The organism is Psychromonas saccharinae, from assembly GCF_051201515.1.
GTDB lineage: Bacteria > Pseudomonadota > Gammaproteobacteria > Enterobacterales > Psychromonadaceae > Psychromonas.
In genome coordinates, this window is record NZ_CP195153.1 from 815,576 (window position 1) to 841,369 (window position 25,794).

At 38.6% G+C, this 25,794-nt stretch carries 30 protein-coding genes; 10 read left to right on the forward strand and 20 right to left on the reverse strand.

The window, feature by feature from the left end:
- Positions 1-39: 39 nt before the first annotated feature.
- The 3 genes from ACR30L_RS03675 to dfrA all read right to left on the reverse strand — a co-directional run bounded on the left by ACR30L_RS03675 (position 40) and on the right by dfrA (position 1,989).
- Positions 40-372 carry a cupin domain-containing protein gene (locus ACR30L_RS03675; protein ID WP_435236694.1) on the reverse strand — a complete coding sequence of 111 codons (333 nt, stop codon included), beginning with the start codon at positions 370-372 and terminating at the stop codon, positions 40-42.
- A 241-nt stretch (positions 373-613) separates the two neighbouring features.
- Positions 614-1,306 carry a class I SAM-dependent methyltransferase gene (locus ACR30L_RS03680; RefSeq protein ID WP_435236695.1) on the reverse strand — a complete coding sequence of 231 codons (693 nt, stop codon included), beginning with the start codon at positions 1,304-1,306 and terminating at the stop codon, positions 614-616.
- Between the two features lie 206 nt (positions 1,307-1,512).
- Entirely contained in the window at positions 1,513-1,989 is a 477-nt protein-coding gene (dfrA, locus tag ACR30L_RS03685) for a trimethoprim-resistant dihydrofolate reductase DfrA (protein WP_435236696.1), read from the reverse strand.
- Between the two features lie 484 nt (positions 1,990-2,473).
- On the opposite strand from dfrA, the gene ACR30L_RS03690 reads away from it, so the two are divergent.
- Together ACR30L_RS03690 and ACR30L_RS03695 are read left to right on the forward strand one after the other, a co-directional pair.
- Positions 2,474-2,695: a hypothetical protein gene (locus ACR30L_RS03690; RefSeq protein WP_435236697.1), complete on the forward strand. Its 222-nt coding sequence runs from the start codon at positions 2,474-2,476 to the stop codon at positions 2,693-2,695.
- Positions 2,696-3,033: 338 nt separating this feature from the next.
- A complete protein-coding gene (locus ACR30L_RS03695) occupies positions 3,034-3,810 on the forward strand; it encodes a Crp/Fnr family transcriptional regulator (protein ID WP_435236698.1) in 777 nt (258 codons plus the stop codon).
- A 72-nt stretch (positions 3,811-3,882) separates the two neighbouring features.
- On the opposite strand, the gene znuA is transcribed toward ACR30L_RS03695, so the two are convergent.
- Positions 3,883-4,881, reverse strand: a complete 999-nt coding sequence (gene znuA, locus ACR30L_RS03700) for a zinc ABC transporter substrate-binding protein ZnuA (RefSeq protein WP_435236699.1) — start codon at positions 4,879-4,881, stop codon at positions 3,883-3,885.
- Between the two features lie 160 nt (positions 4,882-5,041).
- Here znuA and znuC point away from each other — a divergent pair, with 160 nt between their 5' ends.
- From znuC to ACR30L_RS03715, 3 genes are all read left to right on the forward strand, one after another.
- Positions 5,042-5,797 carry a zinc ABC transporter ATP-binding protein ZnuC gene (znuC, locus tag ACR30L_RS03705; protein WP_435236700.1) on the forward strand — a complete coding sequence of 252 codons (756 nt, stop codon included), beginning with the start codon at positions 5,042-5,044 and terminating at the stop codon, positions 5,795-5,797.
- Positions 5,790-6,572 carry a metal ABC transporter permease gene (locus ACR30L_RS03710; protein ID WP_435236701.1) on the forward strand — a complete coding sequence of 261 codons (783 nt, stop codon included), beginning with the start codon at positions 5,790-5,792 and terminating at the stop codon, positions 6,570-6,572. The genes znuC and ACR30L_RS03710 overlap by 8 nt, the downstream gene beginning before the upstream one ends.
- Before the next feature lie 95 nt (positions 6,573-6,667).
- A complete protein-coding gene (locus ACR30L_RS03715) occupies positions 6,668-7,420 on the forward strand; it encodes an SdiA-regulated domain-containing protein (protein WP_435236702.1) in 753 nt (250 codons plus the stop codon).
- Between the two features lie 66 nt (positions 7,421-7,486).
- Here ACR30L_RS03715 and ACR30L_RS03720 read toward each other — a convergent pair whose 3' ends face one another.
- The gene (locus ACR30L_RS03720; RefSeq protein WP_435236703.1) at positions 7,487-7,855 is read right to left on the reverse strand and encodes a hypothetical protein; all 369 of its coding nucleotides are present in this window, start codon (positions 7,853-7,855) and stop codon (positions 7,487-7,489) included.
- Positions 7,856-8,452: 597 nt separating this feature from the next.
- Between ACR30L_RS03720 and ACR30L_RS03725 the strand changes: the two genes are divergently transcribed.
- Complete coding sequence (locus ACR30L_RS03725) at positions 8,453-10,345, forward strand: methyl-accepting chemotaxis protein (protein WP_435236704.1); 1,893 nt, start codon at positions 8,453-8,455, stop codon at positions 10,343-10,345.
- Positions 10,346-10,550: 205 nt separating this feature from the next.
- On the opposite strand, the gene ACR30L_RS03730 is transcribed toward ACR30L_RS03725, so the two are convergent.
- On the reverse strand, positions 10,551-11,168 hold the full coding sequence (locus tag ACR30L_RS03730; RefSeq protein WP_435236705.1) for a MarC family protein: 618 nt from the start codon (positions 11,166-11,168) through the stop codon (positions 10,551-10,553).
- Between the two features lie 134 nt (positions 11,169-11,302).
- On the opposite strand from ACR30L_RS03730, the gene ACR30L_RS03735 reads away from it, so the two are divergent.
- Complete coding sequence (locus tag ACR30L_RS03735; RefSeq protein ID WP_435236706.1) at positions 11,303-11,545, forward strand: type II toxin-antitoxin system ParD family antitoxin; 243 nt, start codon at positions 11,303-11,305, stop codon at positions 11,543-11,545.
- Positions 11,542-11,835: a type II toxin-antitoxin system RelE/ParE family toxin gene (locus ACR30L_RS03740; RefSeq protein ID WP_435236707.1), complete on the forward strand. Its 294-nt coding sequence runs from the start codon at positions 11,542-11,544 to the stop codon at positions 11,833-11,835. Before ACR30L_RS03735 ends, ACR30L_RS03740 begins: the two co-directional genes overlap by 4 nt.
- 87 nt (positions 11,836-11,922) lie before the next feature.
- Here the strand turns inward: ACR30L_RS03740 and ACR30L_RS03745 are convergent, their stop codons facing one another.
- Positions 11,923-12,219, reverse strand: coding sequence for a type II toxin-antitoxin system death-on-curing family toxin (locus ACR30L_RS03745; protein ID WP_435236708.1), 297 nt, complete (start codon positions 12,217-12,219; stop codon positions 11,923-11,925).
- Between the two features lie 110 nt (positions 12,220-12,329).
- Complete coding sequence (locus ACR30L_RS03750; RefSeq protein ID WP_435236709.1) at positions 12,330-12,500, reverse strand: acetyltransferase; 171 nt, start codon at positions 12,498-12,500, stop codon at positions 12,330-12,332.
- A 310-nt stretch (positions 12,501-12,810) separates the two neighbouring features.
- Between ACR30L_RS03750 and istA the strand changes: the two genes are divergently transcribed.
- The gene (gene istA, locus ACR30L_RS03755; protein WP_435236710.1) at positions 12,811-14,355 is read left to right on the forward strand and encodes an IS21 family transposase; all 1,545 of its coding nucleotides are present in this window, start codon (positions 12,811-12,813) and stop codon (positions 14,353-14,355) included.
- 11 nt (positions 14,356-14,366) lie between these two features.
- Positions 14,367-15,125: an IS21-like element helper ATPase IstB gene (gene istB / locus ACR30L_RS03760; RefSeq protein WP_435236711.1), complete on the forward strand. Its 759-nt coding sequence runs from the start codon at positions 14,367-14,369 to the stop codon at positions 15,123-15,125.
- A gap of 559 nt (positions 15,126-15,684) precedes the next feature.
- On the opposite strand, the gene ACR30L_RS03765 is transcribed toward istB, so the two are convergent.
- From ACR30L_RS03765 to ACR30L_RS03820, 12 genes are all read right to left on the reverse strand, one after another.
- Positions 15,685-16,335 (reverse strand): hypothetical protein, encoded by a 651-nt coding sequence (locus ACR30L_RS03765; protein WP_435236712.1) that lies wholly within the window; start codon positions 16,333-16,335, stop codon positions 15,685-15,687.
- A gap of 529 nt (positions 16,336-16,864) precedes the next feature.
- On the reverse strand, positions 16,865-18,775 hold the full coding sequence (locus tag ACR30L_RS03770; RefSeq protein ID WP_435236713.1) for a hypothetical protein: 1,911 nt from the start codon (positions 18,773-18,775) through the stop codon (positions 16,865-16,867).
- Positions 18,768-19,262, reverse strand: coding sequence for an ABC-three component system middle component 5 (locus ACR30L_RS03775; RefSeq protein WP_435236714.1), 495 nt, complete (start codon positions 19,260-19,262; stop codon positions 18,768-18,770). Before ACR30L_RS03775 ends, ACR30L_RS03770 begins: the two co-directional genes overlap by 8 nt.
- The gene (locus tag ACR30L_RS03780) at positions 19,262-19,846 is read right to left on the reverse strand and encodes an ABC-three component system protein (RefSeq protein ID WP_435236715.1); all 585 of its coding nucleotides are present in this window, start codon (positions 19,844-19,846) and stop codon (positions 19,262-19,264) included. The genes ACR30L_RS03775 and ACR30L_RS03780 overlap by 1 nt, the downstream gene beginning before the upstream one ends.
- Positions 19,846-20,202 carry a hypothetical protein gene (locus ACR30L_RS03785; protein ID WP_435236716.1) on the reverse strand — a complete coding sequence of 119 codons (357 nt, stop codon included), beginning with the start codon at positions 20,200-20,202 and terminating at the stop codon, positions 19,846-19,848. Before ACR30L_RS03785 ends, ACR30L_RS03780 begins: the two co-directional genes overlap by 1 nt.
- A 261-nt stretch (positions 20,203-20,463) precedes the next feature.
- Positions 20,464-20,919, reverse strand: coding sequence for a hypothetical protein (locus tag ACR30L_RS03790; RefSeq protein ID WP_435236717.1), 456 nt, complete (start codon positions 20,917-20,919; stop codon positions 20,464-20,466).
- A gap of 235 nt (positions 20,920-21,154) precedes the next feature.
- Positions 21,155-21,361 (reverse strand): CCE_0567 family metalloprotein, encoded by a 207-nt coding sequence (locus ACR30L_RS03795; RefSeq protein ID WP_435236718.1) that lies wholly within the window; start codon positions 21,359-21,361, stop codon positions 21,155-21,157.
- Positions 21,362-21,553: 192 nt separating this feature from the next.
- A complete protein-coding gene (gene fdxB, locus ACR30L_RS03800; RefSeq protein ID WP_435236719.1) occupies positions 21,554-21,841 on the reverse strand; it encodes a ferredoxin III, nif-specific in 288 nt (95 codons plus the stop codon).
- A 239-nt stretch (positions 21,842-22,080) separates the two neighbouring features.
- Positions 22,081-22,515, reverse strand: coding sequence for a NifB/NifX family molybdenum-iron cluster-binding protein (locus tag ACR30L_RS03805; protein WP_435236720.1), 435 nt, complete (start codon positions 22,513-22,515; stop codon positions 22,081-22,083).
- Between the two features lies 1 nt (position 22,516).
- A complete protein-coding gene (nifN, locus tag ACR30L_RS03810; RefSeq protein WP_435236721.1) occupies positions 22,517-23,908 on the reverse strand; it encodes a nitrogenase iron-molybdenum cofactor biosynthesis protein NifN in 1,392 nt (463 codons plus the stop codon).
- Positions 23,909-23,951: 43 nt separating this feature from the next.
- Positions 23,952-25,316 carry a nitrogenase iron-molybdenum cofactor biosynthesis protein NifE gene (gene nifE, locus ACR30L_RS03815; RefSeq protein ID WP_435236722.1) on the reverse strand — a complete coding sequence of 455 codons (1,365 nt, stop codon included), beginning with the start codon at positions 25,314-25,316 and terminating at the stop codon, positions 23,952-23,954.
- Positions 25,317-25,598: 282 nt separating this feature from the next.
- Complete coding sequence (locus ACR30L_RS03820; RefSeq protein ID WP_435236723.1) at positions 25,599-25,736, reverse strand: hypothetical protein; 138 nt, start codon at positions 25,734-25,736, stop codon at positions 25,599-25,601.
- Positions 25,737-25,794: the final 58 nt, after the last annotated feature.

Here is a 25,794-nt window from a genome sequence, read left to right on the forward strand (position 1 = left end):
TGAATCATGGGGAAATACAGAATGAACTTTTTTACTCTTTTACAAAAAATCTTTGCGGTATGGTGTAAAGGTATCAAATAAGATACCCGCTTTAAGGCATTTACAACCATGTTTCAGATTAGGTTGTTTATAGTGCGAGTCTCCTGCTTTCATAATGCGTATTTCACCATCGATATTAAATTCGAATTCACCCGAAATAACATAGGTAATCTGTTCGTTAGTATGGCTATGAACCGGACTGACTGCGCCTGTTTCGAAGTGGTTTTCAACACTCATTAAGTTTTCGTTGTATGCTGTGACTTTTCTGACAATGCCGTTACCGAGGTCAACTGATTTAATCTCATCACCGACAAAGTAGTTTTGAATACTCATGATCAAAATCCTTCTGTTATGAATGTGCAATCTAGGAGAGTTTATTATTGCTCTGAACTAGGCGATAAAAAGGGCTGTTAGACAGTTTACTTTTTATTTGTAGGGTTATTTTACGCCTGTTTTTTGTGCAATCATAATGAAAGTGGTTTATTGGTTGTGTATTGATACCAATTGTCATCATCAGCTGATCTATTTGTTGAAAGCGTTGGCAAGGGGGCAACCATTTCAGGGAGAGCTTATATTATTCGGTTTTTTTACACTTACGCCCAGAGTAAACAGCAAAACTATAATTTTTATACCAACAATTTACTGCGGAAAATTTTGCCTTTTTTAACCAAATTAATTGATCCGATAAAGTCGACATTTTATCTTCTTTCATTCTGTCTAGGGCAAGGTTTAAAGATGTCTGTGATACGCCTTTTTCTTTAACCTGTTTTAACCACATATTTCTATATGTCTGTTCAATTAATGTGCTTTCCCCGAGAACTTGATCCGCATTTATAAATAGACCATTGTCATTTAAACTGGAATATATTTTACTAAAAAGAGTTTCTTTTTCTTGGTGGGTCAAATGGTGTATAGATAGCGCAGAAATAATAAGATCATATTTACCTGTAATTGGCTCTATCGAGTAGTTTTTAGTGATAAAGCGGATGTTGATGTCGGAGTCTGAAAACCTATCCTTAGCTTCATTTAGCATTGCACTCGATAAATCACAAAGAACGAATTCTGCTTTAGGGTATTTTTGGTAAATAAGCAAGGAAAATAATCCCGTTCCCGCACCTAAATCTAATACCTTAATCTCTTGTTTATCTTGAAATTCCGCTAAATTTGTCGCTGTTCCATAGAATTCATCGAAGCAGGGGATTAATTGTCGCCGAGCAGAATCATAATCCTTTGCACCTTTGTCAAAACCTGCCTTAATATTCATCATTATTTCCTTAAATTAAGTCCTAAGTGACTTGCGTTAGTTGCCTAATAACACGTTAATTGTCTACTTTTGAATGAAATGCCCATCACACCGCTCATTGAACCCTCGCGCCATTGGAATGGTGTTCAATGCTTGTTTCCAGATCTTCAGGTGCAAAGGTTAGCTAGCTAAAATTATTAATAAATATCTATGTATTCATCGTTTCTTTGTTATTTGATCTTTTTCCATATGCGATATGTATAATCAATACTGGAGCTAAAATCTTGCTCAAATACTTTTTGGTAACCTTTTGGAATCGAAGGAAAATAAACATCTCCATCGATTTCTTTATGGATTGTAGAGATATGTAACGTGTCAGCTTTGTTAATTAAACTTTTGTATATTTCACCACCCCCAGAAACAAAAGCATGATCTGTTAGCGTTGCTAATTTAGATAAAGCTTCATCTGTAGAAGTGAAATATAAAATATCTTTATTATTTGAAGTAAGCTGTGAGCGAGTAATGACGGCATACTTTCGATTAGGCAGTGCACCCATCGACTCAAATGTTTTTCTGCCCACAATTAGCCAATGATTAAATGTCATTGCTTTAAAAATTTGTTGTTCACCTTTAACTGACCAAGGAATATCTAAGCCAGAACCGATTATTCCATTTTCAGATATTGCTGATATTAATGATAATTTCATATAACTCCTTGATAAGTTAATGGTGTGATGAAAGCGATTTTTATCTCTCAGTAATCGCATTGCTAATTCGCTAGGTCTGTAAACATAATCGGATTTTCACTTTTATCTAAAAATCGCTGGTTTTATTTAAATTTGATGTAACGATACCAACTTTAAACAGTTAATCAATCAGATAAAAAACACTGTAAAAACTACATCATGTGAAAAAGGGGAAATCTAGCCTATCAGCTAGGCTGCACCGCACAGTGTGGAGGCTCAAAAAAGTAATGTGTGATACCGCACCGACGAGGTATTTTTCTTACGATATAGTTTGGCCATTAGAGATATCTTGGCCTGTGGGATGCTGCATTAATATGACATTCCCTAGAATGTGTTAAGTCTTCCGCTTTGAGTATTTAAGAAATCGGCTAGCAGGAAAAGATAATCTAATAACGAACGTATTTTTTACTATTTGAGTTCAACCTCAATTATTGGAGAAAATCTGATGGAAATGAATATTTCAAATCAAAATAAACTGGGTCCAGCTAACTTTATGCCACTGGAAGTGAATATAGAAAAAGGCAATGTATCTTCGGTCAAAAAATTATTGTCAAACCTCTCTATGCGTGAACCTGAAAAAAATTATCTTATTGATATCGCTAAGTTACATAAACAAGAATCTATTATTCCGTTACTCAAAGATGTTCCTGTTATAAACATAATGTAAGGAATAGAGATCGTTACCTCATGTTGTGCCTTGCCCCAATATTTGAGATTGTGCTGGGCAACGCACCTTGAGGTATTAATTTTTTTGTTATTTTTGCCAATCTGAATAACGTAGCAATGCTAAGCATCGTTAATTAAACATTCTTCCGATTTTTATTCTCTTTTCAATAAAGTTAATCTTCACAATAATACATTCTTTGTCATAGCCTTTGGGGCGGTTACTGTATCGTTTAGTTTATCCAGAATTGAGGTTACGTAGGTAAAAGAGTATGTTTAGTCCCTCGTTTTAGTAAGGTTAATACGCTTTACTGATATTGATACAAGAGGCTTTATCGTACTATGTCAATCAGATTAGACACCAATATCTCACCTTTAAAAAATCATCTGTTATCTGCCTTACCTATCACGGTATACGATCGGCTATCACCCTTTGTTGAATTAGTGAAATTAGCATTAGATGATGTCATTTATGAAGCGGGGGATAAACTTATACACGTATACTTTCCAGTCGATACCATTATCGCTTTATCCTATGTTATGGAATGTGGCTCATCCGCAGAAATATCAGTGGTAGGAAACGAAGGGATTGTTGGTATTGCATTGTTTATGGGAGGGGAAAGCACGGCGAGTCGAGCCGTCGTTAAAAGTGCTGGGTATGCTTACCGTATTAAAGGGCATTACTTTATGGAAGAATTTAATCGCCATGGTGAGTTGTTAACATTGATGCTGCGTTATACACAATCGCTTATGACTCAAATGTCACAAACGGCCGTGTGCAATCGCTACCATACCATTGACCAGCAATTATGCCGTCTACTTTTATTGTCGCTTGATCGTCTACCCGATAACAATATTGAAATGACCCAAGAGCTTATTGCAAATATGTTAGGGGTTCGCAGAGAAGGCGTCACGGAAGCCGCTGGAAAACTACAGAAGCAGGGCGTGATTAGCTATCATCGGGGGCATATTACTATTTTAGATAGGCAGAAACTCGAAGCATTGAGTTGTGAGTGTTATCGCGTTGTAAAGGAAGAAACCAAACGTTTATTACCTGATGTAAGCAAAGACCATAAGCGCGCAACCCTATCAGTATATCCCGATGGAAGGTGTACCTAATGACATCTTTCACGACATCATTAGGTACGGGGTCAGCAGCATAAAATAATAAAGTAAGGCGGGTAATTTATTTTATTGCAGACCTAATACCAAATCATTTGCCAAATTATTCATTAGTACGAAGTATGCATCTGGTCCAGCAGGTATAGACGAACCAAGTGGGTCTAATGTTCCTGTTTTTGCATCAGTACCTTCAATAATTGTTTGAACTAAACTCGACTCAAACTGTGGTTCACTGAATACACACGCAACCCCAAGACGAGCAACTTTATTACGAATTTCACTGATTCCTTTTGCGCCAGATTTTCTTTCAGGATCAATAGTGACTGAACCTACTGCATTTAAATCATAATCGTTTTCAAAGTATTGATAAGCTGCATGAAACACAATATAAGGTTTATCTTTCACAGGTGCTAATTTGGTTTTTAGCGTGCTATCCAGCGCCACTAATTTTGTAAGCAATTTCTCTGAATTAGATTGGTATTGCGCTGCATGTGCAGGGTCGAGCTTCACAAGTGCTTTGGTTGTTTCGATGGTAATTTTTTTAGCCATTGTAGGTGAAAGCCAGATATGGAAGTCCATTGACGCTTCTTCATGGTCATGGGATTCATGTGCAGCATGGTCATCGTGATCGGCTTCTTCATGGTCATGAGATTCATGTGCAGCATGGTCATCATGACTGGCTTCTTTATGATCGCCATGACTGTGTTTCGCCCATTCACCACCTTCACGTTTAGTTAATAGTGATGATTGTAACGTTTCAGAGAGGGTTAATTTTTGTGATTGCTTAGCTAACGTATTTAACGGTTTTTCAAGAAAGCTTTCTAAATCATGTCCAACCCAAACAACCAAATCTGCATTTTCTAATACTTTGGCTTCCGAAGGACGCAACGTATAACCATGTGGCGATCCTTTTTTGATGATTAAGTCGGGTGTTGCAACACCTTCCATCACCGCACTAACAAGAGAGTGTATCGGCTTAATACTAACGACCACGTTCGGCGTTTCAGCTGCTATCGCTGTATTAATGGGTAAAATAATAAATAAGAGTAATGATAATAATTTTTTCATGTGATTAATCTCTATGTGTATTGAAGATTTAAATGTTATGTTATAACATATTCAAAAGTCAAATGAATATTTTCATGTAGGGCGTTTTGATTAAGCAATTTATTCAAGAAAAATACATGATAAGATCCTACTTCTAGCCATCGATTCAAAGAGATACATCATGAGTAATAATCTACTCGAATTACAATCAATTAGTTTAAAAGTCGGCGAACGTCAGTTATTAGACTCGATTGATCTAACACTTCATGCCGGTGAAATAATGACCGTTGTCGGCCCAAATGGCGCTGGGAAAACAACCTTACTCCGTGTTGCTCTCGGACTACAAAAACCAACTTCGGGACAAGTCAAACTCGCCTCAAATGTCATGGTTGGCTACGTACCACAAAAACTGCATATTGATCCTACGTTTCCTATTACAGTGCGACGTTTCTTAGCCTTAGCAAAGGTCCAAAATAAGGTGGATTTTAACGCCTTATTATCCGATGTAGGGGCTGAGCATGTTATTGATTCGCCACTACAAAATTTATCAGGGGGAGAGTTACAACGGGTGTTAATGGCAAGAGCCTTAATGAGAGAGCCTAATATTCTTGTTTTAGATGAACCTGTTCAAGGTGTTGATGTACATGGACAAGTAGAGCTATATGATTTAATCAGTCGGGTTAGAACAGAGCGTGGTTGCGCTATTTTAATGGTGTCTCATGACCTGCATTTAGTGATGTCTTCCACGGATAGAGTACTTTGTTTAAATCAGCATATCTGTTGTAGTGGCACACCTGAAGTAGTGGTCAGTGATCCGGCTTACGCTGCACTATTTGGGCCCCATGCCGCTAATCATTTGGCTGTTTACATACATGAAAAAGACCATAAACATGAGCATGATTGCCATGCTACACAGGACATAAATAACAATGGATAACTTTCTTATTAGAGCACTGATTGGCGGACTGGGTGTGGCGTTAGTTGCAGGGCCTTTTGGCTCCTTTGTGGTGTGGCGACGGTTGGCCTATTTTGGAGATACGCTTGCCCATTCAGCATTATTGGGGGTTGCCCTTGGTTTTATATTACATGTTAACTTAACCCTCGGTATTCTTATCATCTGTCAGATTTTGGCTATTTTACTGTTTGTCAGTCAATATCAACGTCAGTTAGCAAGCGATACATTATTAGGTATCTTCTCCCATGGTGCCTTATCGCTCGGACTGGTTGCGTTAGCTTTTATGGACGATATCCGTATTGACCTCGTGGGTTACTTATTTGGGGATATCCTTGCAATTGGTTACAGTGATCTTATATGGATATATGGTGCTGGTGGGATTGCGCTGGGTGGCCTAATTTGGATTTGGAAACCGCTCTTATCCATCACTATTCATGAAGATTTAGCCCGTGTAGAAGGGTTACCCGTTGATCGTATCAATTGGTTTTTCTTAAGCTTAATTGCTCTGACCGTGGCGATTATGATGAAAGTGGTCGGCATGCTATTAGTGACGGCTTTACTGATTATCCCAGCAGCAACGGCCCGACGCTTTGCAAACACGCCGGAGTCAATGGCGCTCATTGCTATTATCATTGGTTGTTTTTCTGTTATGTTAGGCTTATTGGGATCTTACTATTACGATACGCCTTCTGGTCCATCGATAGTGGTTGCAGGCTGTATCCTGTTTATTATTAGTATTATTATGCCAAGAAGGTAAGCGTTACTGGCTAAAAATATTGTAACGACTCAGGCCGTCGCCCTTTAAGCTTATTGCTTCCCCGAAACAGCATGATTGAATAAGGTAGCGCTATAATGTTGAATAAAATACTAATGGGAATCACCTTAATGATATTGATACCAAACCTTGAAGCCAACGAAAGTGTGATAGCGGAAATACCTGAAGCCTCGGGAATAAGCTATTCAGAGATATCAGATACCTTGTTTGTGGTTAATGACGAAGGGGCTGTTTATGAACTATCAAAACAAGGAAAAATACTAAGGGAAAAGAAAGTCGGTGATTATGATTTTGAAGGGATTGTTGTCGATGATGCCAATAACCTATTGCTAATAGCCGTTGAAGGTCAAGATGATATTTTTGTATTGTCAAAAGCAGATATGACGATTCAAAAAGAAATCAGTATAAAAAGAACATTTGATGGTGTGAAAGTACTCAAGAAGGGCGCCGATGGACTAGAAGGGCTTGCTCTCTATAAAAACGAGCTTTATGCGTCAAACCAGTCGAATAAGCGCTATCCAAAATCAGACGCATCGGTGATTGTTGTGATTGATTATGATTTATCGAAAACGAAGCAAACCATTAAAAGAATCATAGACCACGGATTTAATGATATTGCGGGGCTAACGTTTTATAAAGATACGCTTGTGATGGTGAGTGATGAAGATGCCATGTTAATTCAATATGATATTAAAAATAACAAAACCATCAACAAAGTTAAGCTATCGAAAAAATATGCACAGGAAGGCATTGCCTTTGATAACAAAGGTAATTTGTTTATCGCCGATGATATGGGCCACGTATTGAAAATTAACCGTATTGTTGAATAAGTATTTATTACAGTCTCATCATTTATAAAATACTTAGACGGCTCTGCGCGGAGCCTCATACGTATACTAGGCATTTACCCACCTAACTCGTGAGCTTAATGTTATCTGTAGCTGTTCTGATAAAGTAACCTTATGATTTTGGGATTCATTATAAAGTTGCTCCTCTATTTTTTTGATACTAAGCTTATTCGCCAATCCATTGCTAATAATTGCATAAGCCCAACTTGAAAATTCCGAATTTAATTTAGTGAACCTAGCGCTCTTAGCAAACTCTTTCAATGTAGATGAACCTCCACCAAATCCATGTCCCCAACCTTCACTTTCACATATAGGTGACTCTGGGCAACCGATCTCCCATTCAATTAATTTGGGATATTGGCCATCATGACGACTTACCCAAGTACCCGTTTCTATTTTTAGTAATATATAACTCATATAACACCTAACCAGGCTGTATAATTTCTCATTTCCAGTCTTTTTATTTTAAATAAGAACTACGATAGTTCACATGTCTTTGATATTCAATCGATTATTTTATTTTCAATAACAGATTGGATAAATTGGGTTATAAATAACTTTGCAGGGCTAAGGTAATAGAAGTTTCCTGATATCAGGACTCTGTCACGCGGTTAATGTAAGTTATTTCCTAACTGTCGAGCTAGATCCTTAGATTTACAGCGACATGAATAACTTAACTACAGTTAGAGTCGTGAAGGAAAAAGGCAGGATCTGACTTATTATCTTGATGAATATTCCTCCTTTTTATTGTAGGGGAGCCTTTGGTGGAAAAGAGTTTGATGAACTAAACGTGCTGCAAATTACAACGTAGCGAAAATAAGCATTGTATTCGGCTAATTAAGTGACCTAAATGCCTGCAGGATATAGGAATGTATATTAAAATATATATTCAATGTTCTAGGTGTGAGTGCCATCATGATATTCTCTATTAATAATATTTCTATTCGCAGTAAGCTTTTTGGTCTTACCCTTTTCCCCTTAATCGGTTTCATCTGTTTTGCAAGCTACAATTATATGCAAACTTATCAAGAAAAAAACACATTAGAAAAAATGTTGATCTTGACCGATTCCGCCTCAGTCAGTTCATTACTCGTGCATGAATTGCAAAAAGAACGGGGAGCGTCCGCAGGTTACCTATCTTCAAAGGGTGAAAAGTTCCAACAAGCAATTAAAACACATCGCCAGACTACAGATCAAAAACGTCAAATACTTGAGGATTTTATTAATACTGCGACTTTAACGCCTCAGTTAACTTCTCTATTCTCACAAATTAATCAACAGCTAGATAAGCTCGCAGATATGCGTCAAAGGGTCGATAGTTTGTCTGTTAGTGTTAATGAAGAAGTTGCTTTTTATACTCAGCTTAATGCGCTACTGCTTTCCATTATCGACAATACGGCCAATCAAAATGAGAATACTGAATTAGCAATGTCAGCCGTTGCAATTGGTAGTTTTTTACAGCATAAAGAGCGTGCAGGTATTGAGCGAGCGGTGCTTAGTAATGTCTTTGCAAAAGATAAGTTTACGCCAGCTTTGCTAGAAAAATTTATTCGTTTACTCGCCGAGCAGGAAGCCTACCTCGATAAATTCAGCGCTCATGCAACTCCTACGCAATTAAGTATTTATAAAAATAGCCTTACAGAAGACGTAAAACAGGAAGTACAAGACTACCGAAAATTGGCACTGAGCAACATGGTAACAGGTGGCTTTAATACCGATCCTACTGTTTGGTTTAATACGATCACCAAAAAAATCAACCAATTAAAATCTGTCGAAGTCGCACTTTTAACGCAGTTACACGATCAAAATCTAGCGTTTATTGCAGATATAAAGAACCTTTTAGTCTACCTTGCAATTATCATTTTATTACCACTCGGTTTGGTTTTAGTGCTTTCTTTTTATATAGCAACACAATTACATAAAGGGATAAATGAAATAACCAGCAAACTAATTAACATTACGAGCAGTAACGATTTAACCCTGCGAGTCTCCGTAAACAGTACCGATGAGTTGGGCGAAATAAGCAGTACCATCAACAAGTTAGTTAAACATTTACAGGGGCTAGTAGAAAAAATACAAAGTACAGCCGTGATGTTAAAAAGTAATGCCGCAGAAAATATTGAAAATAACCATCTTATTGAAAGTAATATTGTTAATGGCTCGGATCAGGTTACTCAAGTCGTTACTGCAACCACGGAAATGAGCAGTACAGTTGCTGATATTGCACGAAATGCAATCCAAGCCTCATCTGAAACAGAGAAAGCTAATAATGAAACTCAGCTTGGGAATCAGGGCGTTGAAGAAACCATTAGCAATATTAATAACCTATCCCTAGAGCTAAATAATGCCTCTGCTGTAATTGATAACTTAAACGGGGCAACGCTTAATATTGGTAAGTTTTTAAATGTAATTAATGATATATCTGAGAAAACTAATTTATTAGCATTAAATGCAGCAATTGAAGCGGCACGTGCGGGCGAATATGGAAGAGGTTTTGCGGTGGTTGCAGATGAAGTGCGCAGTCTTGCCTTGCAGACTAAAGAATCAACCAGTGAAATTGAGGCAATGGTTAGTGACCTCCAGTCTAGCTCAAAAGCCGCTCAAAACGCGATGAAGAATGGTATAGTTATGGTTGATAAAAGCGTCACGGATGCACAACAAACGGGGAAAGATATTTCTTATATCACCACTTGTATTCAACAAATTACACAAATGAATGAGCAAGTGGCCACCGCAGCCGAGCAACAAAGTAGCGTTACCGAAGAAATAAACCGCAATATGGTTCATATTCAAGATGGCTACTTAGAAATGCGAGAAAGTTACCAAAGCATTGATAAATGCAGTCAATTAGTTGATTCGCTAGCAAGTGAATTAGATAACACGGTGAAACAGTTTAAGATTTCTTGATAGAAAAGCATTTAAAGACAAGCCATTTTTTCCTAGTTAAATGACTATTTATTAAGGTTATCGGAACTAACTAATGGGTGGTATCCATATCCGTTGTCGAATAAGTATCTAAATGGAAAAGTCATCATTTATAAAATACTTGGACGGCTCTGTGCGGAGCTAAATGCAGAGTGGTGGTTGGAGGTTAGATGCCTCCGGCTACCCATTAGCTCATGGCTTTGACAACAGCGGTGACGCCAATAATCACCATTTGCGTTCCGATGACAGCAAGAATTAATCCCATTAGCCGAGTGATAATACTAAGGCCACTTTTACCTATTACGGCCAGAATATTTGAGCTAAAAATAAAACAGATGAAAGTGATAAAACATAAAACTGCAAACACCGATATAGTGACTAATATGCCCGTTATTTCTCCTGACGAAGAATAATTCATTGCAGTGGCAATAGTGCCAGGACCTGCAAGAAGAGGTACAGCTAGAGGCGATACGGCTATATCAGCACTTTCATTTTCTTCAGCAGAATGTAACTTAGAACCATGTCCATTAAGCATATGATATCCCACAAGAAACACCAAAATGCCGCCGGTTATTCTTAAAGCAGAAATGGTTATACCAAATAAGTGAAAAATTGCCTTTCCAAGTAAAGAAAAAGATAAAATCACTACAAATGTAATAATCAAAGCTTTCGCTGCAATTTGTATTTGCTCCGCTTTGCTTTTATCTCCGACCAGCCCTGCAAAAGCTGCAGTATTTGCGATAGGATTCATGATCGCAAAAAAACCTAAAAAGACCGTAATCACTTGTGTATATAGATCATTCATTGGGTTGTTATTCCTCTTGTCGAGCTAACGCCGTAATAAACTGTGACAGTCGTTATGTGGCCGATTGAATTGCCTTGTTCTTTTTTTATACCATAATTTAATAGTTATTGGTATTAACTGAACAAGGGGGAATTATGGCTAAAAATACAAGTGTTACTTTAGGTGATCATTTTGATCAATTTATAAATCAACAACTTCTTTCAGGTCGTTACGGTTCGGCAAGTGAAGTGCTTAGAGCAGGCTTGCGAGCATTAGAAAATGAAGAGACTAAACTACAGAACTTACGTAATATGCTCGTTCAAGGTGAACAAAGTGGCACAGTTGAATATAGTTATGATTCATTAATTGCTGAACTTGATAAAGAAAATAACGGATGAATAAATTCGCGTTATCAGTTAAAGCAAAATCAGATTTAATAAAAAGAGCAAAATACACCCAGATTACATGGGGCCAAGCACAACGAAATAGTTATTTAAAAATACTTGATCGCTCATTTCAATTATTAGCAGATGATCCCGAAATCGGAATTAACTGCGATTATATTAGAGAAGGTTATCGTAAATACCCTCAGGCTAACGATGTAATTTATTACAAAGCACAGAAAGAAAATACGATACTTATTGTCCGCATCTTACACAAAAGTGTGGATGTGAACCGCGCTCTATAAGAAAAACATCACGGCGCCATAAATGGCTCGAAATATTATCAAGCCTCGAAAATACAGGGCTGGGGGTAGATACCTCTGGCTACCCGATTATGTTTTTGTATCAATGGGGTTTTCTTGAACATATTGAGCATATAATACGTCAGCAAAATCACTTTCGTTAATTTTTCCTATTACTAAATCTTTGACAGCATCGGCCATTAAATCATTATCACTAGTTAATTCGTATTCATTTAATGACAAATATTCAAGCCCAACAACTAATCCTGTTCGTTTGTTTGCGTCAGGTAATGCATGAGCTATTGCTATACTTGCTGTGTATTTAGCCGCTATCTCGAATATATCATTTAAACCATCGTAAATAATCGCATTATCTATTCTACCCAAAGCACCTTGTCATTTTGGTACGTCTATAACGCCTTCCATACTAGGTTCACGCTCTAAAATAAAAGTATTAATTTCAACAACTCTCTCAAATGGAAAGCAAATCACTTCCATCACATGTGAGCCAATTTAGATAATGTTTTCCTATGTGTTCTTAAAGCTAATTTAGTTTCAGATTTCACAATTTGCTTACCAGATTCACCAGTTAAGTCCAAGCTCTTAGTTGCTTTAATTTTCGGCCTATTTACAGCTAAAACACCATAAGCCTCTACTTTTTTATTCATGAGTGCCACCTTTTTATAACATATTATCCTTAGTATAAACCTATACTGCGATAGAAAGTATAATGCTTTGCTCACTGGTGCATATTCCGGCTCAAGGTGAACAGCTATTCCGGCCCAACGTGAACACTAATTCTGGTTTAATGTGAACATTGATTCCGGTTTCAACATGAACACTTTTATCCAAATTTCCGGAATCAGTGTTCACCATGCCGGAATCACCGTTCACCATCAACCAGAATCATTTTCAACGCATTGATTTTTAAACCCTTTAACTGACATATTGGTTCTTTTTTTACTAAAGGGAACCGGTATGGCTGCAAAGAGGATCACAATGCGTAAAATCAGAGAAGTTTTAAGGCTGCGTTATGAGGCAAAACTCAGCGTCCGCCAAATCAATACCAGTACCAAAATAAGTGTTGGTGCTATTCAAAAATTACTTACAAAAGCTAAAGAATTAAAGTTATCCTGGCCGCTATCGGCTGAGCTGGATGATGTCGAGTTAGCCAAGTTGTTTTACCCCAAAGCCGATACTCGCAAAGCAAGCCGTTTTCAAATACCAGATTGGCCTGCGATACATAAAGAGCTCAAAGCAAAGGGAGTGACTAAGTTACTGTTATGGGAGGAGTACTGCCAGCAATATCCAAATCGTTGTTTAAGTTATTCCCAGTTCTGCGATCGCTATTTAAATTGGGCGAAAAAGCAAAAGCGCTCTATGCGCCAGACACATAAAGCGGGTGATAAATTATTCGTTGATTATGCAGGACAAACTATGTCGGTTGTTTCACCGACAACTGGAGAGGTAAGATCCGCTCAGATCTTCGTTGCCGTCCTTGGTGCATCAAACTACACCTACGCTGAAGCGACATGGAGCCAAAGCCTGCCAGACTGGCTAGCCAGTCATGTACGTACCTTCGAGTTTATCGGTGGTACACCCGTCATGATCGTGCCCGATAATCTGCGCAGTGGTGTCAGTAAGGCATGCCGTTATGAGCCTGAGTTAAATCCCAGCTACCAGCAACTTGCCGAGCATTATGGTGTCGCGGTTGTACCTGCTAGGCCCTATAAACCTAAGGATAAGTCAAAAGCTGAAGTCGGTGTGCAAATAATTGAACGTTGGATCTTAGCGCGATTACGCCACCACACCTTCTTCTCCTTAGCAGAGCTTAATCAGTGTATCGCCTCATTATTAACGGAAGTTAATTTAAAGCCATTTAAGCAGTTACCGGGCAACCGCCTGCAATGGTTTGAGCAGCTCGACAAGCCCTTGCTTAATGCTCTACCGGCTCATCCTTATCAATACGTCGATATTAAAATGGCTAAGATTAACATCGATTATCATATTCAATACGATCAGCACCTGTACTCCGTACCACATCATCTGGTCGGTGAAAAAGTCGAGTTGCATGCCGGCGATAAACTGGTGCAAATCTATTTCAAAACACACCTGCTTGCCAGCCATGTCAGAAAACATTATCCCGGCACAACAACTGAGCCAGGGCATATGCCGAAGAGGCATGCTAAGCACCAGCAATGGACGCCTGGCCGCCTTAAAAATTGGGCAAAGGATATTGGACCGGAGGTGTTACTTTGGGTATCTGAGCAACTTGAAAGTAGAGAACATCCTGAGCTGGCATACCGAGTGTGTTTAGGTCTGCTTAATTTAACACGCACCTACCCAGCAGATCGTCTGAATAAAGCCTGTGCCATCGCTAATCAGAAGACGCTTGTGAAGCTTAAAAACATCAAGAGCATCCTCACCAGCAATCAAGACAAGCTGCCACTTGATAAAACAGAGGCAACTATAACGCTACCGCAGGAACATGAGAATGTTCGTGGTCCTAAATGCTTTCACTAATAAGGAATATTATGATGATCGACCAGACTTTATTACAACTTCGTCAACTGAAACTCAGCGGCATGGCACAGGCATTACAAACTCAATCCGAACAGCCTGGTACCTATGAAGGACTCTCCTTTAACGAACGGATCCACCTATTGATTGAGGGTGAAAAGCTAGAGCGGGACAACCGTAAACAGCAACGACTCCTTCGTGCAGCAAAATTCAAACTTACGGCCAATCTAAGAGATATTGACTACCAACATCCACGGGGAATTCAACAGTCTCAAATCGCTGCATTAGCACAGTGTGACTGGCTGAGAAAAGCACAAAACCTGTTGTTCACCGGACCATGCGGTAGTGGAAAAACGTACCTTGCTTGTGCGTTAGGGCATTCGGCTTGTATGAGCGGCTTCAGTGCTCGCTATTACCGGATCTCCCGTTTGATGCTGGAGTTAACGCAATCGAAAGCAGATGGGACTTATAGCAAGCTATTAAGAACCTTAGCAAAGACAGAGCTGTTGATATTAGATGACTGGGGATTAGAGCCGTTGAAAGCAGCACAGCGTAATGATCTGATGGAAATAATGGATGATCGACACGGCTCTTCGTCAACGGTCATTATCAGCCAGTTACCGACAGAGCAGTGGTATGAAATGATAGGAGACAATACGCTGGCAGATGCCATTTTAGATCGGATCATGCACAACTCACATCGCTTAAAATTGAGAGGAGAATCAATGCGTAAAAAACTAAACAACTTGACCCATGGTGAACACTTAGGGTAAAAAAGAGCTCGGGCAATGCGCTGAAAGATCAGGTGTTCACGTTGAACCGGAATCAGTGTTCACCTTCACCGGAATACGCAACTGGGAAATTGGGAGCGTAACGAGCAATTTTCCGCGTGGAGCAACTTGTGTACGCCCAGTATGGGCAGGAACTTATGAGATGAAAGTCCTCTGTAGGAAGATTACCGTTTAATAAATATTTATTATTAAACGCTAACAACTAGCGAATGGCAAGGGCTTGTCCGTGATGATTGGTTTGGAGGGCGTAAGTGGAATATCGAAAGCATGCTTTCGCCACTGAACTGGATCAAAGTATTTTGACTGATCCTGTATGCCGCTAGCAAAGAGCCTTGTAGAAGTTTAAAAACGAAAGGGATCCTGATTGTAATAAATAATGCAATCAGTAATGCGTTTTTAGTGCGACAAGGTTTGCTGTCATCAAGGGAAACGTGGATCAATATTCACTATTCATGAAGGAAGATGAACCGCCCTGTGCGGAGCCGCATGCAGGGGGGGGGTGGGGGCTGGAGGTTAGATACCTCCGGCTACCCGATTATAACTAAAATTGCTCAGCAGCCTTTTCTTCTGACTTTGCACTCTCCAAACCAGCTAACTTAACACTAGAGTACTCAACAGAATGATTGATTTGATAGTTGTCGCCATTAATACTTAACCAAACTTCTGTATCTGAAACCTTCCAATTGGAAAACTTAGATAAGTGGCCGACAGCTAAAGCCATTCCCCAATCTTGATAGTCATCTTTATATAAATCATTCTTCCAATAAGTTTTATCGTCAGAAGGATCGCCATACTTCTTGGTCAATATTTTTTGAATTGAGGAATAATCACTTATGTAATCAGTTTTATTTGAGTGCTTCTCTGTAAAAATGTATTTGGCACGTACTAGTTTATTATCAACAAAAATATAAGCAATTAAAGTTTCTAGGCCAGCGACGTTTCCTTCATAAGCCAACACATCATCATCTCTTAATATTTTTCCTGCTTCTGTCCCTTTAACTTCAGATTTTGACATTCCCCAGTTAGTTTTTCGAAAAGAGAAAGCACTAGTTTTTTCTACTTTTTTATTGAACTCCCACTTACCATCTTCATGCAACAAAACCGATTTTCCATCCGTAGTTGTTGCTTCAATATCCTTTGCATTTACTTGCAAACAACAAATACTCAGAAAAATAATAATTCCATACTTCATTTGAAACTCCATAGCTTGACTTTAGTTATAAGGCTCTAATAACCCGTGCAAAAAAGCGGAGTGTTTTGCGTCGGATTTAATTAGTTTTGTGTACGCCCAGTATAGTATGGGCATGAACTGATGAGGTGAAAGTCCTCTGCAGGAAGATCACCGTTTAATAAATATTTATTATTAAACGCTAACAACTAGCGAATGGCAAGGGCTTGCCCGTGATGATTGGTCTGGAGGGCGTAAGTGGAATATCGAAAGCATGCTTTCGCCACTGAAGCGGGTCAAAGTATTTTGACTGACCTTGTATGCCGCTAGCAAAGAATCTTGTAGAAGTTCAAAAACGAAAGGGCTCCTGATTATAATAAATAAAGCGATCAGCAATGCGTTTTTAGCGCGACAAGGTTTGCTGTCATCAAGGGAAACGTGGATAAACATTCACTATTCATAAGAAAGATTAACCGCCCTGTGCGAAGCCGCATGCAGGGGGGTGTGGGGACTGGAGGTTAGATACCTCCGGCTACCTGATTATGTGCCAATGTTAAATATTAATTACATTACCAACATAATAGGGTCCTACGCCATATTCATCATTATTTAAATCATCTAAAGCCATTGAAGTACAAAGTATTATTTGAAAGTCTTTTTTATCTTTGAACATTTCTACGATAGAACGTTGGAAATTGTGACTTCTAAAAGCTTTCATACCACCATTTTCAATGGCATCTAGCATTAAAAATCTTGGTAGTCTGTAAAGTGGGTCTGATAACGACTCGAGTAAAACTGCAAGATAAAAAGCATTCTTTTTTATATAGTTAGAGCTACCTGAAAATTTCACCCTTCCATCTATTAGTGTTCTATCTCTTGAAAAATCAATTTCAATATCATTACTCTCCGCAGCCCCAAAAACTTCTTCATAAGGCTTTCCATTATCTCGTAAATCGGAGTGAAGAATGGGTAACATATTTTCACAGATTTCTAGGTTAACCTTATCTCTTCTGTTTTTGCTAGAGGCGGCAGCAGCTACAATTTTTTCACGGAGATCTGTAATTGTGCTATTTAGCTCGGATTTCCTAGATTTATATTTATCTAAATCGCTGATTATTTTGATTTTTTTTTCAATATTTTTAATTTCAGACTCTAAATACCCAATCTTCTTTGATCTTTTAATCAACCCCTGAGTTTCTATATCTACAGTTTTTGAACTTGACTGTAACTCACTTTGAGAATTCTTTAGGTGAGAGTCTGCAATTATAAGTGCAGATTTCAGGCCTTCTAAATGGCTTTTGTAATCACCTAAAACTTTAGCATTGCTTTTAATTTGAAAATCAAGCTCTGTCAAAATTTGCATATAATTATTCGAATGATTAGACGTTTTATTTGGGGCATTACATAAATGGCAAGTATCCTCATTAGAAGAATTAATCTCTTCCAAGCAGGAAGGGCAGTGCGTGTACTTCATTGCACCTATGCAATCAAAAGCAGATTTTGATTCTAGCAATGATTTTTTTCTAAAATCAAGTGAGTCTCCAAATAGTTCACAATCAACTATTTCACCAGTTGTTGCTTGTATTTCAATATTTAAAGACTGAAGTTGTCGGCTAAATAGGTCGACTTTCTTTTCTAGATCCTTGTAATTAGATGCAGAATCGACTTCAATTTCAGTAGTTGCTTTTAAGTCAACGTCCTTATCCTGTAAAGATACAATCTCATCAGAAATATTTATTACTTGTGAATTTAAAACATCAAGAGTTAAACCTGAATCACTTCCTAATACTTTATACATTGCATTTAAATCAGCAGCTATCTTATCAAATTCTCTTTCTGCCAAAATAAGTTGTTGTCTCAATTTATGCGTGTCAAGATTATCTAAGCCCAATAAAAATTCAGCAATTGCAGTTCGTATACCTTCACTATCACCACGAGGATTATCTTCTGCACGAAAAATTTTTGTAGATCCAGTTTCTTGATCTACATATAGGAATCTAAGAATTTGATGCATTGTCAAATTGGCATAATCATCAGACTTATGATTATCCCAGCCTAACAAATCAAAAAATTGTTGTGAAAAAGAAACTCGTTCACCAGATTCACTTCTTCTAGGGCCAAATTTTTTCCAACCTAGATTATCTAAACTTGTAACATCATAAGAACCATCTTGGATTCGTATTGGGGGAATTTTACCCTTTTCAATATCTCTTTTTATTGTAAAGGAAGTTCCATTAATATTAATCTGACAATATATTTCATCACAGTGATCTGCAGGATAGAGCCATTGATTATCTTTAATTTCTCCGCCTAGAACATAAAATAAAAGTTCTAATATTGTTGTTTTTCCAACAGAGTGATCACCCCTAATTACATTTATTCCTTGGTGAAACTTTTCATCATAAACACTACTTCTTGACTTTATGATTACTAGGCGCTCTACAAAAAAATTTGACCTAATCATATTTATATTCCATTAATCCACTTTTAGCCTTAAGTCCATTATCACCATCCAATTTAACTTTAGGCAAACACTCAACAAGGATTTTAAAAAGATCACTCTTTGTAAATTTATCTTTTTTAAATTCCTTAATTAGTTCATTTGGAAGGTTTTGTTTTTCGAGAGTTACAATATTGCGTTCAATATTAATTAAAGATCTCTGATACAAAGAAAAAATTGCCGCTTCGTGTGTTGAATTCATTTCAAAAAACAGACTACTTGGGTTTGGTGTTAACTCAAATGAATCACTTATATTACTAATTTTTTTTGCTTGATAGTTTAATGGTCTTGGAAAGCTTTCCATGCGTTTTAATAGATGAGGGTACACATAATAAAAACTAACAATTTTTAGCATGTCACAATGTACTTTATTATTATTCGCCCCATATAAGATATTCAATATCCGATAAGAACAATGATTTACATCGTGAGCTGGATGATAAATAATCATTATACCCACTCCACATGACACTTTTCTGTAAGGAAATACAACATCCCTTCAATTAACTCACTAGTAATATAGCCGCCAGCTAAGCTTACCTCTTGATTTAAGGGCTCAACAATAACGGTATTAATCATCGTTTTAATAGTTAAATCGTCTACATCATCTTTAATCAAAGGGACTATATTTGAGCGAAACCTTGTTATAATAAGGCTTAAAACATGATTGAATATAATTTGATATGACTTTATGTTCTGAAACCTTAAAATCATTTTTGAAGCTTTCTGGCTAGATATAAGGGCCTCATCAAGAAAAGCAGCTTTATTTGCTTTGATTAATTTGTTCTCTAGTCCAATTACTTGCCTAGACTTGCTATCTGTAATTTTACTTTGGAGCTCTTCAAGAACATAAAGATAAATAGGGTTTTCTTCTTTTAATTTTTCATGTTCATTTATTAATACCTTAAGAGACTCAGCTCCTACTGAAATGTTGTATGAGGGCAGTTTAACCACCGTACTACCAATATTTAAGTCTCCACCGATATCATTATCTTTAATTTCATTATTAGAAATATTTTGGTCTTGTATACTCATTATTTACTACCAATACTTATAGAACCTTTTACCCTGTTTTTAGAAATTTTGTTGTCGACAATAATTGTATCTACACTACCAACTGATAAATCATTACCTACTTTATTATCACAAATTTCATTCTTTTCTAGCTTCTTATCTGTTGGTTCTATCTTATTTTTCTCATTACTACTACGTATCCATAACCACCCCATAATTACGCAAAAAGAAAATATGATAATAAGAAGCGTAAAATTTAAATACATATTCGTTTTGAAAATTTCAGAAGTAGATAAATAGCTTTTAATCAGTTCAACAAAAATCCATGCAGCAATCGCTGATGGTCCTGCGACTTTGAGGGCACTCTTCCAATCCATAATTCAGTTATCCTTAAATAATTAAAGTTGACTTAATACTTTGCCAGAAGCCATATGGAATATAACGAGGCTGTAGAATTTCTCGATTTTTAGAAAAAACAGCCTCTATTAAAAATTTAATTTCCAATTAAAACAACAAGTTAAAAGTATAAAGTTTTCATGATTTGGTGAATAACGAGTTATTCTACAGCCACAACGCCGGGCTAAGCGGAATAAAATAGTGGGTTATAATGTGTAGTGAATCCTAACCCACTGTTTTAGTTATGTTTTAATCGCCTTATAGGTTTTCAGTCTGAGAACTAAAAAAGTCTTCATTAATTTTACATATTCAGAGTGTCGTTGTTCGATTTCACTTTTATCCGCAGATGATAGTTCATGTAAATATCCATTTCTAAGCTGTCTAGCACTCTTAGTTCCACGCTTTCCTGAGCCCCCTTTATAAATTAAAAGTAGAGACTCTGAATTAAAGTGCAAATTGAAATATTCAAGTGACTTCGAGAGACTTTGCGTATTCAACTTAGTCTGCGATGGTTGCTTATCTGTTTGGTAATAGTGCTGTAATTTTGTAGCAAAAACTTCACAACGAAGGTATAAACCAATAAATTCACCTACCATTCCTTGGCACGAAAAACCTGGATCATTTTTAGATACACTATCTAACCCTAGATTTCTTCGATTAATCAAGGCTAACTCTTGTTTGGAACTTCGTTTGATCATAACTACCTATTTAGAAAAGCCTAACAGTATCACTAACCCGAATGATTCCATATTTCCGGTAGAAATACTGACACTGTTAATTTATTAATAATTGAGATAACAATACCAATTTTAAACATTTAATCAATCAGATAAAAAGTATTATAAAACCTATATCATGTAGAAAGCCTACTCTCAGACGTATTTACGGCGGAAATACGACTGTTTGGTCGGTGATTGAGCCATCGACGTTCTACTACTGAAGGAACGTGTGTTTTGCTTTAAATTCAGTGACGTCTTTCATCGCTACTTCTATATCGTTGCTAAGTCCGGCTAATTTATCGTAATCGACCCAGATAGTGTCTTCCACAATATCGTGCATGGTGCCTGCCAGCTCCATTACTTTGCGTTTGTATTTAGCGAATTCTTTTTTAATTTGTTTTTGTTCTTCGGTTAAAGCCATGGTTATCTCCTTATTATCCATATTTGATATTGTAAATGGCGATTGAGTGCGTGCTCTTAGGGTTTATTCGGTAGTATTTAATGAAGGTGCCGGCTAACACGCTGCCGGAATGAGAGGGCGATTGGTTATTAACGCTAACGTCGCAGTGCGCTTTATTTGATTTATTAAAGCGCACTGCGATTATCAATAATCCTAAGCTTCCATGGTTGCGAGTTCAAAGCAGCCCTTAGAACAAGCCTGTGCACAGGCACCACACCCAATACAGTTATCGGCGTCAGCAATACTCATGACCATGCGTACATCATCATCGTAATCACCTTCGTCATCTTCATCGACTTCAATTTCTTCCGGTGCAAATACATCGCGTGTACACACGTTGTAACAACGGCCACAACCAATACAGCTCGCTTGGTCTAATGCTTCAATAAAAGTTGGGGTCCAGCTTTCACCTGATTTAGTGAGTCCCGTTACCTGTGCCATGTTGTTTCTCCTTTATTTTATGTAGTAAAGCATTCAGCATAAGGGGCTCCTCATGTACTAAATCCTTTGATTTTTGGTTTATACCAAACGCATCAAATAAGTGTTCAGCCTTGCTGGTTAAAATTACCCCTACCTGCGTGATGAGTTTTGAAAGGAGAACAACGACTTCCTGCAACTCATGCTTTGCTAGTGTTAATTTTTCTGCGCAATGCAAGATCATATCTTTAATGCATTTGGTATTAGCTTTCTATATCCCACTCGCTATCCGCCAAACTAGCAAAATAGTGAGCGTCTTCTTTTTTATTGGCTTGTTGTTGCTGACGAAGGGCGATTTTCCCTGGCCAATTCCGTTGAATGTGAGTGATTAAATCGTCGATGGGTTCGTCCTTTGGATGTACAACAACACGTACGCCATTGGCTAGTAGTTGTTGGCGAACTGGGTTCCCACAGGCCAGACAATATACTGCGAAGCAATTTTGTAAGGCCTGTAGTCGATCATTAATTTTCTGTTGGTTGTGGCCATCTTGGGCAATAAACTCAACACTTTTTAGATGCTCGCTGTCGGCGGTCGACAAACTATAAATGCTGAATTGTTCACAACTGCCAAAATGTTGGTTTAAGTCTGTTTGATTATTAGTTGCAAAGGCGATATTGAGTCGTTCCTGTGTTTGCATGCTACGCCTCCATTTTTAGCGGACTTAAATCTTCAGGTGTAATCTCATTTAAGTCTTGTTTTAAAGGGGAGTGATAAACCGGAATACTGTGTACTTCGTGACGTAATAAGTTTGCTAACTCAAACAGGGTGTTACGTATGCCGTGATAGCCGATATAACTTTTTGCAAAGCAGCCAAACTCATCGTGAATCGGAATGCCAACGCGCATAAGGGGAATTCCCATCATGTTCGCAATGCGGTTTGCATGACAGTTGGCCAGCAGAATATCGACGCCTTCGTGGATCGCTTGTTCTTGTAAATCTTGTAAATCACCAATGTGGACTTTATCGACATTTAAAGTCGCTAATTGCGGTTGATTTGAAGGGGCAATTAACACCGCTGGTTTAACATTAATGGTGTCGAATAGAGCGGTGAAGGCGGTTAAATGGTCCGCTTCCATGGCAAGTCCGGCTTTTTTTCCACCCAGTTGAGGGTGGGTATCGATTAACGCATCGCAGAGTTGCCCGCGCGCCCGTTCTATGGATGCTGGGATTTTACGCCCACTGAGTTGTTTTAATAACATGATCAGACGATCAGATTCTTCCAGTGTGTGTAAATGTGGAAAGGTTTCGGTCTGAATATGAGTACGTTGCGCGAGCATGTTAGCGCAGCGCTCTAGGGAACGACCGACCACGATTGTTGCAAGTGCTTGTCCAGCGGTTTTTATTTGATCAACCGTTGTGCCGCCCTGTGAAAGAGAGGTGAAGTCATGCTCAGCAAGGTGTCCATCGAGGGAAAGGCTTAAATCGGGAATAACGATGGGGGTTAATCCAAAGGCTTCTACATAACTTTTTAGCTGCTCGACATCACCGGGTGTAAGCATATGACTGACAACGATATTGATGCGTTTACGACGAACCGTGCTCGGGGCTTTATCTGGAACGAGTTGATCGATCATTGCTTCAACGGCGGCGGTGTAGCCATTTTCCAATGAACCATAAAAGTCAGGTGTATTCACGGTAATGATGGTGGTGTTTTTGTATTTCGGCATTTCCTTTTGAAAGGTTTTTACCGAATGAACAATATTCGCCCCCTGTGCTTCGGTCAATCCAGAGGTTAATAATCCAATCAATTTAGGATGATTTTGCTGGCAGATATGGGTGAAGGCTTGACGTAGATTTTCATCGGATCCCATTACCGTTGAGATTGGATCCATGGCCGTAGATTGAATTGGGATCGGCTCATGAAAATGCTGAATGAGGAATACCTTGGCAAATGCACTACATCCTTGTGCGGCATGCATTAACGGGATAGCGCGCTCTGTTCCTAAGAAAGCCAAGGTCGCACCCAGCGGTTGGCCGACTTTTAAGGGTTGCTCTGCCAATGGTTTTTTATTCGGTATTATTTGTGCCATAGTGTGTTCCTTGCTGTCCTTTCAAAGACAAAATAAGTGCGGTTTATAACCAAGGTGCTGCTTTACTGGTTTGCTGCCAAACGGGATTTTCAAGTGTAAGGCAAAGTTGCTCGGCAAGGGTTACCATGCCTTCGAATCCAGCAAATGCATGCTCACGTTCTTGGTTGACTTCAACAAAGGGCATACGCGCTTTATAGGCGGTGTACATATTTCGACCACCCGCAATCATCACATCGGCTTTATATTGGTAAGCGACATCAAGTAGATTACGTGGGCTGGTTTCATCGAGTAATAGGGCATTTTCACCCATTAATTCACGGATTCTGGCTTTGTCTTCTTCGGTACTTTTACGCGTTCCGCTGGCGATCACTTCCATGCCGAGGTCTTGTAATGCCGAGACAATCGACCAGGACTTAACCCCACCGGTATATAGCAGTGCTTTTTTACCCTTGAGTTTTTCACGGTAGGGGGCAAGCGTTTCATGGAGTTGTGCAACTTCTTCTTCAATAAGGTTTTCAGTACGATGTGTGAGATCGGGATCGTTGATTAATCGGGCGAACTCACGCAGTGCTGTGCAGATATCGCGAATACCGTAAAAGCTGCCTTCAAACCAAGGGATTTGATATTTTTCTTCTAATCTGCGGGTGACATTTACCTGTGCACGCGAGCACACCAACATAACGACTTCAGCATGGTGCATGGTTTGTAGTTCTTTGAAACGACAGTCGCCCGATAGGTTGGCAAGGACGCGTAACCCTAATTTATCGAGGAGTGGAAGAATATGCCATAACTCACCTGCAATGTTGTATTCACCCACAAGTGCAATGTCATGAACAACACCATCGGCAAAATAGGGCTTCGGTGCAGGATTAGCTGTGCCGATAACTTTATCTACCATCATTTGCCCGGCGATACGGTTACCGAGGTTTTTATTACCATAGAATCCTGCTGCGTCGATAGCAATAACGGGCACATCGACCTTGAGTTGTGCCATGCGACAAACGGCTTCAATATCGTCACCTTCCATGGCCGGCACACAGGTATTGTAGATAAATACGGCACTGGGATAATGTTTTTTCACAACCTGTAATATTGAATGATAGAGACGTTTTTCACCGCGACCCATAATCACATCTTGTTCGTTAAGATCGGTCGTAAAGCCTAATCGATATAGGGCAGGGCCAGAGCTTTGTGAGCCACGTTTGTCCCAGGAGCTGCCGGCACAGCTGACGGGGCCGTGCACAATATGGGCGACGTCGGTAATTGGTAGGAGTGTGATTTGTGCTCCATCAAAGCAGCAACCTCCGGCCGTTGCACCGGGTTTCGCTGGAGTACAACCAGATTTTGATTTCTTATTATGACTGCAGGCAGGTTCGTCCTGTAGCTCTTTTATCTGTGATTGACGCATAGTTACTCCAATTAGTCATACTGTTTAATGGTTGGTTGCAACTGTTGTGCCTGCTTTAAGTTGTTGATATTAAATGATTGCTAAGTGTTGTCTTTGTAACAATGGTTGAGATACAACACAACAAAGGCGTTTTTAATAGCTATCAGTTTTAAGCGGTCAGTTTAGGAGCTTCGGGTTTCGAGCTACGAGGTTTGGTTTTTAACGCATTTAAGTATGTTGGTTATGTTTATTGGGGCGTCGACTTTAGTCGATATGGTTTGCTTTTTAATACATTCAATATTATTAACGGAAGATGTTGGTTTTGTTTTTGGCTTCGGATTTGTGTTGTTGGCTATGTAAGGTTTGGTGTAGTTCGGCTAAAGCCGAAGCCCCAGTGTTTCGTTCGTTAGGGAGTTGTTGTTTATCGAAAGCGGTGCGCATAGCACACCCTACGTGTATTTATTGGGGCATCGACTTTAGTCGATATGGTTTTGTTTTT

Excerpts from the sequence above, each read along its gene's own strand:
- ACR30L_RS03680 (WP_435236695.1), bottom strand. The coding sequence starts at position 1,306 with ATGATGAATATTAAGGCAGGTTTTGACAAAGGTGCAAAGGATTATGAT.
- znuC (WP_435236700.1), top strand. The coding sequence starts at position 5,042 with ATGAGTAATAATCTACTCGAATTACAATCAATTAGTTTAAAAGTCGGC.
- ACR30L_RS03775 (WP_435236714.1), bottom strand. The coding sequence starts at position 19,262 with ATGATTATTTATCATCCAGCTCACGATGTAAATCATTGTTCTTATCGG.
- ACR30L_RS03780 (WP_435236715.1), bottom strand. The coding sequence starts at position 19,846 with ATGAGTATACAAGACCAAAATATTTCTAATAATGAAATTAAAGATAAT.
- ACR30L_RS03675 (WP_435236694.1), bottom strand. The coding sequence starts at position 372 with ATGAGTATTCAAAACTACTTTGTCGGTGATGAGATTAAATCAGTTGAC.
- ACR30L_RS03710 (WP_435236701.1), top strand. The coding sequence starts at position 5,790 with ATGGATAACTTTCTTATTAGAGCACTGATTGGCGGACTGGGTGTGGCG.
- fdxB (WP_435236719.1), bottom strand. The coding sequence starts at position 21,841 with ATGGCACAGGTAACGGGACTCACTAAATCAGGTGAAAGCTGGACCCCA.
- ACR30L_RS03790 (WP_435236717.1), bottom strand. The coding sequence starts at position 20,919 with ATGATCAAACGAAGTTCCAAACAAGAGTTAGCCTTGATTAATCGAAGA.
- ACR30L_RS03695 (WP_435236698.1), top strand. The coding sequence starts at position 3,034 with ATGTCAATCAGATTAGACACCAATATCTCACCTTTAAAAAATCATCTG.
- ACR30L_RS03805 (WP_435236720.1), bottom strand. The coding sequence starts at position 22,515 with ATGCAAACACAGGAACGACTCAATATCGCCTTTGCAACTAATAATCAA.
- ACR30L_RS03725 (WP_435236704.1), top strand. The coding sequence starts at position 8,453 with ATGCAAACTTATCAAGAAAAAAACACATTAGAAAAAATGTTGATCTTG.
- ACR30L_RS03740 (WP_435236707.1), top strand. The coding sequence starts at position 11,542 with ATGAATAAATTCGCGTTATCAGTTAAAGCAAAATCAGATTTAATAAAA.
- nifN (WP_435236721.1), bottom strand. The coding sequence starts at position 23,908 with ATGGCACAAATAATACCGAATAAAAAACCATTGGCAGAGCAACCCTTA.
- znuA (WP_435236699.1), bottom strand. The coding sequence starts at position 4,881 with ATGAAAAAATTATTATCATTACTCTTATTTATTATTTTACCCATTAAT.
- ACR30L_RS03720 (WP_435236703.1), bottom strand. The coding sequence starts at position 7,855 with ATGAGTTATATATTACTAAAAATAGAAACGGGTACTTGGGTAAGTCGT.
- ACR30L_RS03715 (WP_435236702.1), top strand. The coding sequence starts at position 6,668 with ATGTTGAATAAAATACTAATGGGAATCACCTTAATGATATTGATACCA.
- istA (WP_435236710.1), top strand. The coding sequence starts at position 12,811 with ATGGCTGCAAAGAGGATCACAATGCGTAAAATCAGAGAAGTTTTAAGG.
- dfrA (WP_435236696.1), bottom strand. The coding sequence starts at position 1,989 with ATGAAATTATCATTAATATCAGCAATATCTGAAAATGGAATAATCGGT.
- ACR30L_RS03735 (WP_435236706.1), top strand. The coding sequence starts at position 11,303 with ATGGCTAAAAATACAAGTGTTACTTTAGGTGATCATTTTGATCAATTT.
- ACR30L_RS03770 (WP_435236713.1), bottom strand. The coding sequence starts at position 18,775 with ATGATTAGGTCAAATTTTTTTGTAGAGCGCCTAGTAATCATAAAGTCA.
- ACR30L_RS03690 (WP_435236697.1), top strand. The coding sequence starts at position 2,474 with ATGGAAATGAATATTTCAAATCAAAATAAACTGGGTCCAGCTAACTTT.
- ACR30L_RS03765 (WP_435236712.1), bottom strand. The coding sequence starts at position 16,335 with ATGAAGTATGGAATTATTATTTTTCTGAGTATTTGTTGTTTGCAAGTA.
- ACR30L_RS03730 (WP_435236705.1), bottom strand. The coding sequence starts at position 11,168 with ATGAATGATCTATATACACAAGTGATTACGGTCTTTTTAGGTTTTTTT.
- ACR30L_RS03785 (WP_435236716.1), bottom strand. The coding sequence starts at position 20,202 with ATGGATTGGAAGAGTGCCCTCAAAGTCGCAGGACCATCAGCGATTGCT.
- istB (WP_435236711.1), top strand. The coding sequence starts at position 14,367 with ATGATGATCGACCAGACTTTATTACAACTTCGTCAACTGAAACTCAGC.
- nifE (WP_435236722.1), bottom strand. The coding sequence starts at position 25,316 with ATGCGTCAATCACAGATAAAAGAGCTACAGGACGAACCTGCCTGCAGT.
- ACR30L_RS03750 (WP_435236709.1), bottom strand. The coding sequence starts at position 12,500 with ATGAATAAAAAAGTAGAGGCTTATGGTGTTTTAGCTGTAAATAGGCCG.
- ACR30L_RS03820 (WP_435236723.1), bottom strand. The coding sequence starts at position 25,736 with ATGCGCACCGCTTTCGATAAACAACAACTCCCTAACGAACGAAACACT.
- ACR30L_RS03795 (WP_435236718.1), bottom strand. The coding sequence starts at position 21,361 with ATGGCTTTAACCGAAGAACAAAAACAAATTAAAAAAGAATTCGCTAAA.